The organism is Rhodoflexus sp., from assembly GCF_053489755.1.
The window spans coordinates 19,289-32,478 of record NZ_JBRCHD010000042.1 but is presented as its reverse complement, the minus strand read 5'-3'; the positions used below and the strand labels follow the sequence as shown (position 1 = coordinate 32,478).

The following is a 13,190-nucleotide window of genomic DNA, read 5'->3' as shown; positions in this document are numbered from 1 at the left end:
GGCTGTCCAAAAAGGCTGAATGTAGCACGAGATTTCAGTCTGTAGCTATTTGATTATCAAGTGGTTAGCGAATTACAGACTAAAGATTGTACTACCCATATTGAACCCCGCTGGGGTGATTTACCCATCATGCCATTCATAATGGTATAACTTTACCCCAAAAGCAGCAAGCCAAAAAGAAAATACTACTGCTCGCCAAAGAACAAAGATTGCTTGCGCGACTTTTTCAGCTTGGGTGTTAAAACGCGGAAGTCAAAAAGACAGGCAACAACGCGCAAGCAAACATCTGTCCTGTTCCAAACAAACCCCGCTGCCGTTTTGTTAATTGTTTATGCAATCAGTTAGAGAGAAAACCCAACGGCTGCTGTCGCAGCTTTCCAAAGGAATTTATGAGAAAGAAGAAATCATCCGCCTGTCCTTACTGGCAGCGGTAGCAGGGGAGAGCGTGTTTCTCTTAGGCCCTCCGGGCGTTGCTAAAAGCCTAATTGCACGTCGGCTCAAATTTGCCTTTCGCGACGGCAAATCTTTTGAATACTTGATGAACAAGTTTAGTACTCCTGATGAAATTTTTGGGCCGGTGTCTATCAAAAAACTCAAAGACGAAGACCGCTATGAGCGCCTGACTGACAACTACTTACCCGGTGCAAATGTGGTTTTTCTCGATGAAATTTGGAAAGCAGGGCCTTCTATCCAAAACGCATTGCTGACCGTACTCAACGAGCGCATCTACCGCAACGGCGAAACGGATATGAAAGTCAATGTGAAGGGCATCATCGCCGCCTCTAATGAGTTGCCGCCGGTGGGAGAAGGTTTGGAAGCCCTTTGGGACAGATTTTTACTGCGCACTGTTATCGGTGAAATTCGCCAAAGCGGCAACTTCATTAGCATGATTCTCAGCACGGAAGATGTTTACAAGGACAATCTCACCGCTGAAGAAAAAATTTCTGCCGATGAGTTTGAACAATGGAATGCGGCAATTGAAACTGTCATCGTTCCCGATGAAGTGGTGAATGTCATTCAGGTTATCCGCCTGAAGTTAGAAGAATACGATGCTAAAAATGACCCGCCGTTTCGCATCTATGACCGCCGCTGGAAAAAAATTGTCCGATTATTGCGCACGGCAGCTTTCCTCAATGGGCGCGACAAGGTAGACTTGATGGACTGCTTCCTGATTGCTTATTGCCTCTGGTCGCATCCCGAACAAATTGAAGTAGCTCGGGAAATCGTTTCGGAAACCATCCGCAAGCACGGCTACACGCTGGCCGTGAATCTATCGGCGCTACGCAAAGAAATTAGCCAATTTGAGGATGAAGTAAAAGCCGAAACCAGAATCCCAAACAAGGTTTTTTCTGAGGAATTGTATCTGATAGACCGTCAGTATTTTGAGGTGCTGGGCATAGAAAATCACTTTGAGGGTAAATACATTAAGAGTACAGAATTTGAAAAACTCAACATTGATGAGCCTGTTACCGTTGGGGTGTACGATGAAAACGAAAAACTGACCTACCGCGTCAAAGCCCGCAAGGGCAAAGGTGAGCATCAGGTAGAGTTTACCTACAACTCACAGGCGATTATTTTGCCACTAAAAACGCATAAGGTAGAAAAAACCACCTATCTGTATAAAAAACCACACCCATTGGTAGAAAAATATTGGGATGAACATGCCGAGCGACTCATCAATTTTATAGCTGCTCAAAAAGCGCGCATGCGCAACGAAGCGCCTGCCGAACTGCGCCATAGCCGCGAAAACTTATTCGTGGACAAACGACTATCAGAGTTGGTAGAAGCCAATCATACCGAAACGCTCAATGCTCTGAACGCCTTGGAGTTAAGTGTAGAAAAAATCAAGCATTACTACAAAAATCTATAGCAGCCGGATCTTATTTCCTGCCTACGACCAATAGGCGATTATCTACTGTCTCTATTTTCACATAGGGCATGTTGGCAGCAGCGAGCCACTCGCGAATGGTAACTTCGGACGGAATCTCCCTGCGAAGCGAGTGCAAGGGAAAACTGAAAATCGCAAATCGCTTGCTTGCCTTGCAGATGGCGAGGAAAGCACCTGCGATGTGTTCTGTTTTTTTGTGTAAGTCGAGCGCAACAGCTACATCAAACTGTTGTTGCGTGCCAAAAATATTTTCAGGGGCTACCTCCTGAATTTGCAGAAAGCCCATACCGCCTTTTTGCAGCGCATAGGCAACCGCCAAATGGCGCGGATCGGTCTCGGTAATAGCAGCAGAGAGGTAGCGAAAATGTTGCAACCAGCAAATCGTAAATTGCAGGTAGTCGAAACCTACCTCCAGCATGTTATCGGGACGAATTCCGTTGAGCAATGTTAATACTTTTTGAAAAAGGGCAATAGGTGCTGTCAAACGGAAACGCGAAAGTTCGGGCAACGCTTGCACAATACCTGCCTGAAGCAAGGACTCCTGCTCTACTTTGGAAAGCTCTGCAAAGGGTTTTTGTACAAAATAGCGCAACTGTTCGTCTGCGAGAAGCATTTGCGTATCTTGCAGCAACAGGCCGCGCACATAGGCCGCAGCCAGAGTCAAGTGATAATTTTTTGACAACATGTGGCGAATTTACAAAGCCTGTTTCAATGATTGGGGCTTGTGGCTTGCCTTTATTTTGGCGCTTGCTTGCTACCTGCTTGCCTCAGGCGGGCAAATAGGCATGACCTTAGACAGCTATTACTACCTGTCTGCCGCTGAAAATTGGGCAAATAGCAAACAACTAATTGATTATCAAGGCAATATTTATGCTAACTGGCCACCCTTGTACCCTCTTTTACTCTCGCTTGGGATGCCGGATGTACTTGCTTTTGCTGTATGGATACATGGTTTTGCGCTGTCAGCAGGCATTTATTTTTTTGCTCGCTGCTTGCCCGATCGCCTGCCTATGTCTGTCCGCAATGCTGCGCTGTTGAGCTACGCCTTGTATGCTCCTTTGCTGGCATGTAGCATTTACCTGTGGTCGGAAGTGGTGTTTATGGCTTTGCTGCTGGCTACTTTTGCCGCTTTTTTACGCAAGGAAAAGCCTGAGATGCTTTTTTTGTATATTATTTTGGCAAATCTAATGTGTTTGCAACGCAATGCGGGTATTTTTTTCGTAGCAGCATGGACGCTCTCGCAGTTTTTTACCACCATAAGTGCAAGGGAATTATCGCCGGGAGCGCAAAGGAATAAGTTTTCGGTCAGACCCATAGGGTCAGAACGAAAACTGCCCCAGTCTGACTTACAGGGTCTGACTGCGATTGACAAGCTAATATTTATTGCCCGATGGATAATCTCCAAGCCGTTTTTGATAAAGATAAAACGGCTGTGCAAGATAGGCACAGAAGGTAGCTTAGCTGCTATTGCATTCATTGGCTGGCAGTTGCGAAATTTTCTGTGGGTCAGAGACGCGCAGGACTTCCGTCAGAATATTGCACTGATTGACTTTGCGGAAAGTGTCAAGCTCAGTTGGGCAGCGATGAGCACTTGGATTTTACCGCTTCAAGTTCCCCAAGCTGTTCGCGTTTCGGTTTTAGCAGCACTTTTTGGCGCTGTAATGCTCCTGTTTTTTAGGTCTGCTGTTCGGCGCGACTTGCTGCCGCTGCTGCTTACTTTCGGCTGCTACCTTATCGGCACATGGGCGCTGCGCATGAATATCGCCAGCGAAAACGACCGCTATTTTCTGCCGCTGTTTCCTTTTTTCTTGTTGCTGTCAGTGCTGCTGCTGCAACAGATTCGGTCAAAAAAACTGGCAGCCTTGTTCATGCTTGCGTTGATGAGCTATCAGGTAGCGCGGGGAGTAAAAAACACGCTGATGTGGCATCATACCAGACAAAATTTATCCTTTGGCATACTGCACCATTAGCTCGGCAGTTACCTCTGAGGCGCTTTTGGGCATGGCAATTTTTGCAATGAGTTCGTCATAGACTTTGAGCGTGTAGGCTCGCTTGTGCGTCAGTACTTTGCGCAGCTCCTCAACAATTCGGCGAGGAGTGCAGTCGTATTGCAACAACTCTTTAACGATTTCTCCGCCCGCAATCAAATTCACTAATGAAACAAAAGGCAGGCGGATAAAAAACCAGAAGAATAAGGCAGAGATCCAGCCGGTGCGGTAGAGTACCACCTGTGGCACGCGAAACAGTGCCGTTTCCAGTGTAGCAGTGCCCGAAGCCACCAGCGCAGCCTTAGACAGGTGCAATAAATCATAAGCCTTTTCAGGGTAAACGGGAATGCCCGCCTCCAGCGCAGGTGTATATAGCTGCGGCGATAAGTGCAGCACACCCGCCACAGCAAATTGATAATCAGGGAATTGCTGTGCCGCTTTTACCATTAAAGGTAGAATTTTCTTGACCTCCTGCACGCGGCTGCCCGGCAGTAGCGCTACCAGCGGGCGGCTGTCTTTGTGCATGACAGCGGCAAAGGCAGTGTCAGGTTGGAACTTAGCGATTGCATCGAAAAGCGGATTGCCAACATAATCTACACGATCATAGCCCTCTTTTGCATAAAACGCCTTTTCAAAAGGCATGATGACAAACATTCTATCCACATTTGCCTTTATTTGCTGCACGCGCTTTTTGTTCCACACCCAGACTTTAGGCGAAATGTAGTAAAAAACCTTGCAGCCCAATTTTTTGGCAAAAGCAGCCATGCGCAAGTTGAAGCCTGCATAGTCAATTAGAATGACCACGTCGGGACGGTGTTGCTGTATGTCTTCGCGGCAGAGCGCCATCAGGCGGGTAATTTTGCGCAGGTTGGCGGCAACCTCGCCGATACCCATAAAGGCTGTTTCCTTGATGTGGCGCACCAGTACTGCACCGGCTTCTTGCATCGCATCGCCTCCCCATGCGCGAAAAGTAGCTTGTGTATCGTATTTTTTGAGGGCTTGAATCAGATTCCCGCCATGCAGGTCGCCCGATTTTTCGCCGGCTATCAGGTAGTATTTCACTTTTTAAACAGAGCAATGTGTTCTTTGAGCAGGAGGGTTTTCTCAAGCGTATCCGCCCCTGCGATTTGTTCGTTGATTTTTGCCAACTCCTGCAAAACGGAAAGGTCTGCATCGGGCAAATGTAGGTTAGAAAGGCTTTGCTGCTCAATGCTGCGGGCGGTATTCTGCTCCTGCAACTCTTTGAGGTCTTCAGCAAGGCGATTGAGTTGCTGACGCTTGATTTCTTTGGCTGCGAGCCGTTGCAACTCCTGCGCAACTTTTTGGTAAGATTCTATCCGTGAGTTTACCAAAGCCAGATTCTCTTTGGCAGACTGGATTAGGTTTTCACCTGCTTCTATCTCATCCGCCTCCAAACCTGCCTTATAGTCGTCTTTGAAAAAATAGATTGTTTTTTTGTCAGCACCTGTAAACTGCGCGAGCGTCGTTTTTCCAACCATCCGCAGGCGATCAAATTCATCGCGTTTGACGTATAGCATCTCATAGGCTTTTTGCTGCGCCTGTTCCAATTGTGCCTTCAGGGCTATGTCTGCTTGCAGGTATTCTTGATTTTCCTGCATAATTGCCTGAATTTCAGGGGAAAGATAGATTTCTTCCTCAGTTGCTTTGCTGCGTATTTTTGCTACTGATTTGTCTGCATCTTTGACGCGATTAGTCAACACTTCGTTGATGTAGCTGATAAACTGCACGAAAGTGCCTTCGGGAAAATACCCAGCCCGCAGGGTAATTTTTTCTCCATCTTTTAAGGTCAATTGGCAGTCTGCACTAATATTTTCCTCGCCTTTCATCAGGTGCAACATCTGCTCAAACTCGTAATGAGCAGCATTGGCAATAATCGCACCTTTGCGCGGATGTGCATAACGCACCTCCATATTGGCGATGTTCACTATCGGAATTTCTCTTTGCTGTTTTTCCACACCTAAGGAAAAACTCAGTCTGCGCGGTGTAAGGGTGAGTTTGTTAATGAACTTTTTTTGCCAGTCCAAATAGAAATGGCGGAACGAAAAAAAAGCGCCTGTTGCCCCTAAGAGAAAGCCCACCCGCGAGTAAACACTTGCCGAGTAGATAGCAACGCAGGTAGAGGCAATACCCAGAATGGTTTCACCGCCAAAGTGCCGCCATATCTGGGGTTTTTGTTGAAAGGAAACAATTTCTTTTGGTTTTGAAAGCCACTCCATGCATTTTAGAACGCAGCAGACTGCAAAAAGTTAGAATTTTATTCGACCGTGCTAATATCAAAACCTATCTGACAACGCTCGCGGCGTATCCGATCCAGCGCTTTCTCGAAGCTATAGCTGTCAATGTCCCTGCGAATTCTATTGCGCATAACTGTGCGGGCATCTTTGCGCATCAAACCTTCAAAAAAACGGCGCACGTCGTCTGCATCCTCCAGTAGCAAGGGCGGAACAGAGGTTACATTGCCGTGCTGATCTTTGGCAACCATGTGGAAGTAACTGCTATTGGTATGTTTCATATCACCGGTGCGGATGTCTTGCGAATCTACGCGTATGCCCACAATCAGCGAACTTTGCCCTACGTAGTTAACAGAAGCCTTTACGATCACTAACTGACCTACCTGCACAGGATATACAAACTCTACCTCTTCCACAGAAGCGGTTACACAGTAGTTGCCTGCATGGCGACTGGCACAGGTAAAAGCTACTTGATCCATCAAACTCAGCAAGGCGCCGGCATGTACGCGTCCTTCGAAATTAGCATGATGGGGCATCATCAACTCTGTAATAACCGTCCGTGAATAACTCACCGGGCGGCTCTTTTGTACCATCGAATGCATAGGTTTTGGTAAGTGTGTAGTGTACAAAAATAAACTTTTGCAGTAATTTTAATGCAAAATCACAGCAAATATGAAAATAGTTTACATGCTAATTGCTTGCCTGTTCCTGTCGGTAAGCGTGCGCGTACAAGCACAAAAGCAGCCAATCGCTATTGCCATTCACGGGGGCGCAGGCACTATTTTGAAGGCTAACATGACTCCCGAAATAGAAAAACAGTACACCGAGAAACTGGATGAGGCTGTTTCGGCAGGCTATGCCGTGCTGCAAAAAGGCGGTACTTCGATAGAAGCCGTTGCAGCAGCGATCCGCATCATGGAAGATTCACCGCTTTTCAACGCGGGCAAGGGGGCAGTGTTTACCAACGAGGGAACAAACGAACTGGATGCCTCCATCATGGATGGCAAAACACTTGCCGCAGGCGCAGTTGCAGGCGTTACAACCATCAAAAATCCGATTGACGCTGCTATTGCCGTAATGCAAAAATCGCCACATGTCATGATGACCGGGCGCGGCGCAGAAACTTTTGCCCAACAACAAGGACTCGAATTGGTTCCCAACAGCTACTTCCGCGACGAGCGCCGCTACCAGCAGTGGCTGAAAGTAAAAGCTCGCGACAGCATCGGCGAGGGCCGCATCCGCCCCGAACTGCTGCTCGATGAGGATGCCTTCATCAAAGACCGCAAGTTTGGAACGGTAGGCTGCGTGGCGATAGACCAATATGGTAACCTCGCTGCAGGTACTTCTACAGGTGGCATGACTAACAAACGCTATGGCAGAATCGGCGACGCGCCTATTATTGGTGCCGGAACTTATGCCAACAACGAAACCTGCGCTGTTTCGGCAACAGGACACGGCGAATACTTCATCCGCGCCGTAGTAGCACACGATATTTCAGCTTTGATGGCTTACAAAAAGATGTCGCTCAAAAAAGCAGCAGATCAAGTAGTGATGAAAAAGTTAGTCCAAATGGGGGGCGAAGGTGGCATTATTGCTATTGACAAGAAAGGCAATATTGCAATGCCTTTCAACTCTGCGGGTATGTACCGCGCCTGTATCTACCCCAATGGACAAAAGAAAATCGCGATTTACAAGGATTAGAAGCCAATACCGAAAAAGGTGCGCTCGCCTCGTTTATCTACACCTTCGAGCAGGTATTTATTTTTCTTACGCGTCAGCATTCGTTGCAGGTCTGCGATGTTGCGCACCTGTTTTTTGTCAATGTGTGTAATAATGAATCCTTCCTGCACCCGATTGGACTTGAGGATACCATCGCCAAGGCGTGTAATACGCAAGCCGCCGCTGCTTAGTTTAAAGCGCTTCTTTTCATTCTCGCTAAGCTCCTCTACCTCTGCGTTCCACTGAGGCACCTGTAACGTAGCGCCGATCAATCCCGTGCTGTTGCGTTTATTTTTGAGCGTAACCTCCACCGTCCGCTCTTCGCCTCTGCGTTCAATCAGCACTGCAATCTTATCGCCGGGGCGATGGCGGGCAACAATTTCTTGCAAATGTGATACAGTATTTACCTCTGTACCATTTATGGCAATAATTACATCGCTTGGCATTAGGCCTGCGTCAAATGCGCCACTACCTTGCCCTACTCCGGTAATATATACACCTCGAATGGTTGTCAGATTGTTTTTGCGGGCGATCTCGTCTGTTACCTCGCTGATACTTACGCCCAGTAGTGCGCGTTGTACTTGGCCGTGTCGGTACAGATCTTCGGCGACTTTCTTGGCCAGATTGACAGGTACGGCAAAGGAATAGCCTGCATAGCCACCTGTACGTGTCGCAATAGCTGTATTAATACCAATCAGTTCGCCTTTCAGATTAACCAATGCCCCACCGCTGTTGCCGGGATTAACCGCAGCATCTGTTTGCAGAAACGACTCGATCGCAAGCCCGTCGTTGCTGAACAGCAAGTTGATGTTACGCGCTTTGCCACTGATAATGCCTGCCGTTACGGTCGAAGTCAGATCGAAGGGATTGCCTACAGCAAGTACCCACTCCCCAACTCTGACCTCATCCGAATTACCGTAGGTAACAGGCATCAGATTGTCGGCCTGAATTTTGACTAAGGCGAGATCTGTTGTCGGATCTTGCCCGATGATAGTTGCCTTAAACTGCCGCTTATCGTCTAGCGTAACGATGATTTCGTCGGCCTCGTCAATGACGTGATGATTGGTCAAGATCAGCCCATCTTGGGAAATAATAACGCCGGATCCTGTGGACATCCCTCGCCGCAAACCTTCCTCGCTGTCGTCGAAAAAGCTCATGACAGCTGTTTTACTGCCTTTGTATTGGGTGCGAATATGCACAACTGAAGGTGTGCTGCGCTCGGCTGCCAGCAAGAAGTTCATTCCTTCGGGTACAGTAAAATTACTGGCAAGGTTTTCAAAAATCCCTGCAAACTTTGCCGGATTGTTCGCTAACCCAAGCATGGGCTGTGGCTGCGGTTTTTGCTGAAAGAACAGGATATAACTACCTAAGGAAAATGCCCCACCGATCACGGCAGCGAAAAACACCGACACAAAAAACCAACGCTTATTAATGGCAGCCATAACGTCCTCCTTACTTTATTTTTTCAATTTCAACTTTCAAATCCTTGTATTCGGTAACGTCGGGAGCCAGTTGAACGGCCTTTTCTATGTCCTGCAAAGCCTGACGGGGCATATTTTCTTCGAAATACACCGTAGCGCGGTGGTAATAGGCTTCAGCATATTGTGGCGAAAGCTCGATTGCTTTGCCGATATGTGTCAGGGCTTCCGTTACCTTGCCTTCAAAATACCAACAAATTCCCAAATAATTGTGCGCCTCAGCGTTTTTAGGATTGATTTTAACACATTGCGCCATGTCTTCTCTGGCTTTGATATAGTTTTTCAGCGCAAAATAGGTCAGCCCGCGGTTGTAGTAGGCTTCCTCGTTGTTCCGATCTAAGTTGATTGCTGTATTATAATCGCGGATTGCCCGCCAGTTATCGCCAATAATGGCGTACACATTGCCTCGGTTCAGGTAAGCATCTGTATCTTTAGGTGTTCGGCTGACGACTTTGTCGTAATCTGAAATCGCATTGATAAATTGGTTCAGGCGGAAGTAGGCGTTGCCGCGATTGTTATAGGCTTGGGTCAGGTTGCTGTCTAACGCAATCGCCTCAGAATATGCTTCAATTGCTTCTTTGTATCTACCCTCCCGAAACAGCATATTGCCAATTTCTAACTTTTCTAAATGCTTGGTTTGGGCATCGCCTTCCAAAGCCACGCCAATGATTGCCAGACTGATGGCAATGCGCAACAAAACGTTCATGAATGTAATAAAAATGGTTCAGAGTTATGCTTTCATAATGGAGGAGCCTGTAGCCGCAGACTCGTCTGCACGAACGCGCAGAATATTGCTTTCCACATCGGTAACATAGACCCACTGCCCGGCTTCTACGAAAGCATCTAAAGAGGTAGCCTCGTACAGCCTGCCTTCGATCTCTACTTTACCCGAAGGTCGCAATACGGTACGTACCAGCGCAGGTTTGCCTATCAGATTTTGCAAGGTTGCGCCCACTGTGTAGCCATCTCTTGCGTCTAATGCTTTGTTGAGGGTTGCCTTGTGGAAAAAGCGGGAGTTTAAGATATTTTTAGCCAGATACAGCAGCGCTACGATGCCGCTCAGTACGCCTGCCAGCACCATTGTCAGAGAAGTAACGGCATCGGCGGTATGCACTTGTTCAAAATCCATTCCCTCGTTAGGCAGTGCGGCCAGCACCAGTCCGCTGACCAGCAAAATAACTCCGCTGATACCTGCCACCCCAAAGCCGGGCACTACAAAAATTTCAGCAGCCATCAGTAAAAATCCGATAGCAAATACCAGAATCTCCCACCACTCGGTCAGCCCCAACAGGTAGTATGAGCCAAAATACGCTATTGCAGCCAACAACGCTGTCAATATGGGTATCATTGCGCCGGGAGTTTTTAGCTCCAAGATCATCCCTGCCATGAGTGCTAGGATCAGGAATGCACTTACCCAAGGCTGAATAAAGAAAAATGCCATATCGTATAAGAAACCACTGCCTGTCATGATTGAAGGTATTTAGTTCTTTGCTAATATACGCAAAATTATCCGAATGCGTTTATGTTAAAGGAAAGTTGTCGAGCATTTGAATACCTATTCCGTAGCGGTCGGCATAGACAACTCCCTGCGGTGTTACCTGAGCGCCTACGGCAAGATCATTTTTGATGAGCAAAGCACCGTCCATATCTACATAGTCTAACAAAGGAGCAAGATGCGCAATGGCAGAAATCCCTACACTGGATTCTGTCATACAGCCCATCATGACTTTCATATCCAATTGGCGCGCCAGTGCAATCATCCGCAGGGCAGCCGTAGGCCCTCCGCACTTGGTTAGTTTGATATTAATTCCGTGAAAGTATCCCTTACAACGTGCTACATCGTCTTCGGTGATGCAACTTTCATCGGCAATTACAGGTAAACGGCTGTAACTGAACACTTTTGCCATTCCCTCCCAATCGTTTGCCTGCAAAGGCTGTTCGATGAACTCGACCCCCAAGTCAGCTAATTCCTCAGCATAGCAGATGGTTTGCTCGGCAGTCCAGCTACAGTTGGCATCTACCCTGAACCGCGCATCGGTATGGCGACGCAGTTCGTGGACAATTTCCAGATCGTGGTCTGTCCCCAGTTTTATTTTGTAGATCGGCCAAGGCTGCGCCTGCATCTTGGCAAGCATGACATCTATCGCATCAATGCCAATGGTATAATTACTAATAGGCGCATCGGCAGGATTGAGCTTGAGGATCTCATACACGGGTTTGTGCATTTTGCGCCCGTAGTAGTCCCATGCAGCCTCGTCGAGTGCGCACTGTGCAAAAGGCAACTCGTGCAGGTAGGGCTTTGCATCTGCCCACAACTGTTCCGGTGTAGAGAACTGATAATTACTCAATAGTGGCGGCAAAGACGCTAGCGCCTGTTCCATTTTTTCAAAAGTAACCCCGTAATACGGATTTTCGGTTGCCTCGCCGTAGCCTACTGTTTGGCCATCGGACAGCGCCAAAATCATCGTATGTTGATGGGTTCGCGAGTCGTGTGCTATGGTAAAACGGTTGCGCAGTTCCAGCACATAGCGGCGCAGAAAAATTTGCATAAGGAAAATGATAAAACCAGAACTTAAAGTTACGGTTTTGGTTTCTAATATTGCACACTCAAAAATGTATTGCAAATCATGCAAACGCAAACTTTACCTACCAATAAGTTTGGTACTGCCGTTTCCTTTGAAGATACCTCCGTGGCTTTTGCCATGAAAACCGACGCACAACTCTACCAGAGCTATGTCTTGTTTAAGGCTATTAATCAAAACTGGTTGGTCAATACCGGCACAGGCATAGTAAAGTGGGGCTTGCAGGTCGGCTTACCGATCAAGGGGTTGCTAAAGGCTACGCTATTCAAGCAGTTCTGCGGCGGAGAAAGCATTGACGATTGCAGTACTGTTATCCGCCAAATGGCAAGGCTGGGCGTAGGAGCTATTTTAGACTACTCAGTAGAAGGCGAAAAAACCGAAGCAGGTTTCGACAATACATGCCGCGAAACAATTGCCACTATCCACTATGCTGCCCAACATCGCCAAGAAATTCCGTTTTGTGTGTTCAAAGTAACTGGGCTTGCGCCCTTCCGCCTGCTAGAGAAAGTTTCGGCAAGCATGAAGGGTGAGGCACTGCCCTTGCTGCCTTCCGATCTGAAAACTTTCGAGCGCGTCCGCGAGCGCGTAGATCAAATTTGCCGCACCGCAGCAGAAAACGACATTCGTATTTTTATTGATGGCGAGGAAACATGGATTCAAGATGCAATAGATGCACTGGCCTATGAAATGATGGAAAAATACAATCGCAATCGAGCTGTTGTTTACAATACCTATCAGATGTACACTACCGATCGCATGGAAAAATTGCGGCAGGCGCGTGCCTTAGCAGTCAGACAGGGTTTCTATCTCGGTGCGAAGTTGGTTCGCGGGGCTTACATGGAAAAAGAACGCGCTCGTGCAGCAGAAAAAGGCTATCCTGATCCGATACAGCCCAATAAATTGGCTTGCGATAACAGTTTTAACGAAGCGCTTAGGTTCTGTATTAATAACAAACAGCGGATTGCACTTTGCGCCGGAACTCATAACGAAGACAGTTGCTATTTTCTAACTGCACTCATGGAAAAGTACAACATCAGACCCAATGATCCGGATGTGTATTTTGCTCAACTCTACGGTATGAGCGATAATATTTCCTTTAACTTAGCCAAAGCGGGCTATAACGTTGCCAAATACCTGCCTTACGGGCCTGTGGAGGCTGTGATGCCTTATTTGTTCCGTCGCGCACAGGAAAATACTTCGGTAGCGGGTCAAAGCAGCCGCGAATTGCTGCTCGTTCAGCGCGAATTGCAACGCCGCAGAAAAGGCTCGAAAAGCTAAGTAAG

12 protein-coding genes are annotated in these 13,190 nt (G+C 47.5%); 4 read left to right on the top strand and 8 right to left on the bottom strand.

Annotated features, from left to right (window positions below; all coding sequences use genetic code 11):
* The first annotated feature begins 331 nt into the window (after positions 1-331).
* A complete protein-coding gene (locus tag ACWIP2_RS09440) occupies positions 332-1,870 on the top strand; it encodes an AAA family ATPase (protein WP_448519678.1) in 1,539 nt (512 codons plus the stop codon).
* A 10-nt stretch (positions 1,871-1,880) separates the two neighbouring features.
* On the opposite strand, the gene ACWIP2_RS09435 is transcribed toward ACWIP2_RS09440, so the two are convergent.
* Positions 1,881-2,573, bottom strand: coding sequence for a hypothetical protein (locus tag ACWIP2_RS09435; protein WP_448519677.1), 693 nt, complete (start codon positions 2,571-2,573; stop codon positions 1,881-1,883).
* On the opposite strand from ACWIP2_RS09435, the gene ACWIP2_RS09430 reads away from it, so the two are divergent.
* A complete protein-coding gene (locus tag ACWIP2_RS09430; protein WP_448519676.1) occupies positions 2,572-3,858 on the top strand; it encodes a hypothetical protein in 1,287 nt (428 codons plus the stop codon). The genes ACWIP2_RS09435 and ACWIP2_RS09430 overlap by 2 nt on opposite strands.
* Here the strand turns inward: ACWIP2_RS09430 and lpxB are convergent.
* From lpxB to ACWIP2_RS09415, 3 genes are read right to left on the bottom strand one after another with little or no spacing between them, the layout of a single operon-like run.
* Complete coding sequence (gene lpxB, locus ACWIP2_RS09425) at positions 3,832-4,938, bottom strand: lipid-A-disaccharide synthase (RefSeq protein ID WP_448519675.1); 1,107 nt, start codon at positions 4,936-4,938, stop codon at positions 3,832-3,834. The two genes, ACWIP2_RS09430 and lpxB, sit on opposite strands and share 27 nt — an antisense overlap.
* Positions 4,935-6,113 (bottom strand): hypothetical protein, encoded by a 1,179-nt coding sequence (locus ACWIP2_RS09420; protein ID WP_448519674.1) that lies wholly within the window; start codon positions 6,111-6,113, stop codon positions 4,935-4,937. Before ACWIP2_RS09420 ends, lpxB begins: the two co-directional genes overlap by 4 nt.
* Positions 6,114-6,151: 38 nt before the next feature.
* On the bottom strand, positions 6,152-6,721 hold the full coding sequence (locus ACWIP2_RS09415; protein WP_448519673.1) for an acyl-CoA thioesterase: 570 nt from the start codon (positions 6,719-6,721) through the stop codon (positions 6,152-6,154).
* Between the two features lie 79 nt (positions 6,722-6,800).
* Here ACWIP2_RS09415 and ACWIP2_RS09410 point away from each other — a divergent pair, with 79 nt between their 5' ends.
* Positions 6,801-7,829, top strand: a complete 1,029-nt coding sequence (locus ACWIP2_RS09410) for an isoaspartyl peptidase/L-asparaginase family protein (RefSeq protein ID WP_448519672.1) — start codon at positions 6,801-6,803, stop codon at positions 7,827-7,829.
* Here ACWIP2_RS09410 and ACWIP2_RS09405 read toward each other — a convergent pair.
* Genes ACWIP2_RS09405 through ACWIP2_RS09390 form a run of 4 tightly spaced genes read right to left on the bottom strand, consistent with a single transcriptional unit; the run spans position 7,826 to position 11,874 of the window.
* Positions 7,826-9,289, bottom strand: coding sequence for a S1C family serine protease (locus tag ACWIP2_RS09405; RefSeq protein WP_448519671.1), 1,464 nt, complete (start codon positions 9,287-9,289; stop codon positions 7,826-7,828). The genes ACWIP2_RS09410 and ACWIP2_RS09405 overlap by 4 nt on opposite strands.
* A gap of 10 nt (positions 9,290-9,299) precedes the next feature.
* Entirely contained in the window at positions 9,300-10,031 is a 732-nt protein-coding gene (locus ACWIP2_RS09400; protein WP_448519670.1) for a tetratricopeptide repeat protein, read from the bottom strand.
* Positions 10,032-10,055: 24 nt separating this feature from the next.
* On the bottom strand, positions 10,056-10,793 hold the full coding sequence (locus ACWIP2_RS09395) for an NfeD family protein (protein WP_448519669.1): 738 nt from the start codon (positions 10,791-10,793) through the stop codon (positions 10,056-10,058).
* A 52-nt stretch (positions 10,794-10,845) separates the two neighbouring features.
* Positions 10,846-11,874, bottom strand: a complete 1,029-nt coding sequence (locus ACWIP2_RS09390; protein ID WP_448519668.1) for a dipeptide epimerase — start codon at positions 11,872-11,874, stop codon at positions 10,846-10,848.
* 78 nt (positions 11,875-11,952) lie between these two features.
* Here ACWIP2_RS09390 and ACWIP2_RS09385 point away from each other — a divergent pair, with 78 nt between their 5' ends.
* Entirely contained in the window at positions 11,953-13,185 is a 1,233-nt protein-coding gene (locus ACWIP2_RS09385) for a proline dehydrogenase family protein (RefSeq protein WP_448519667.1), read from the top strand.
* Positions 13,186-13,190 lie beyond the last annotated feature (5 nt).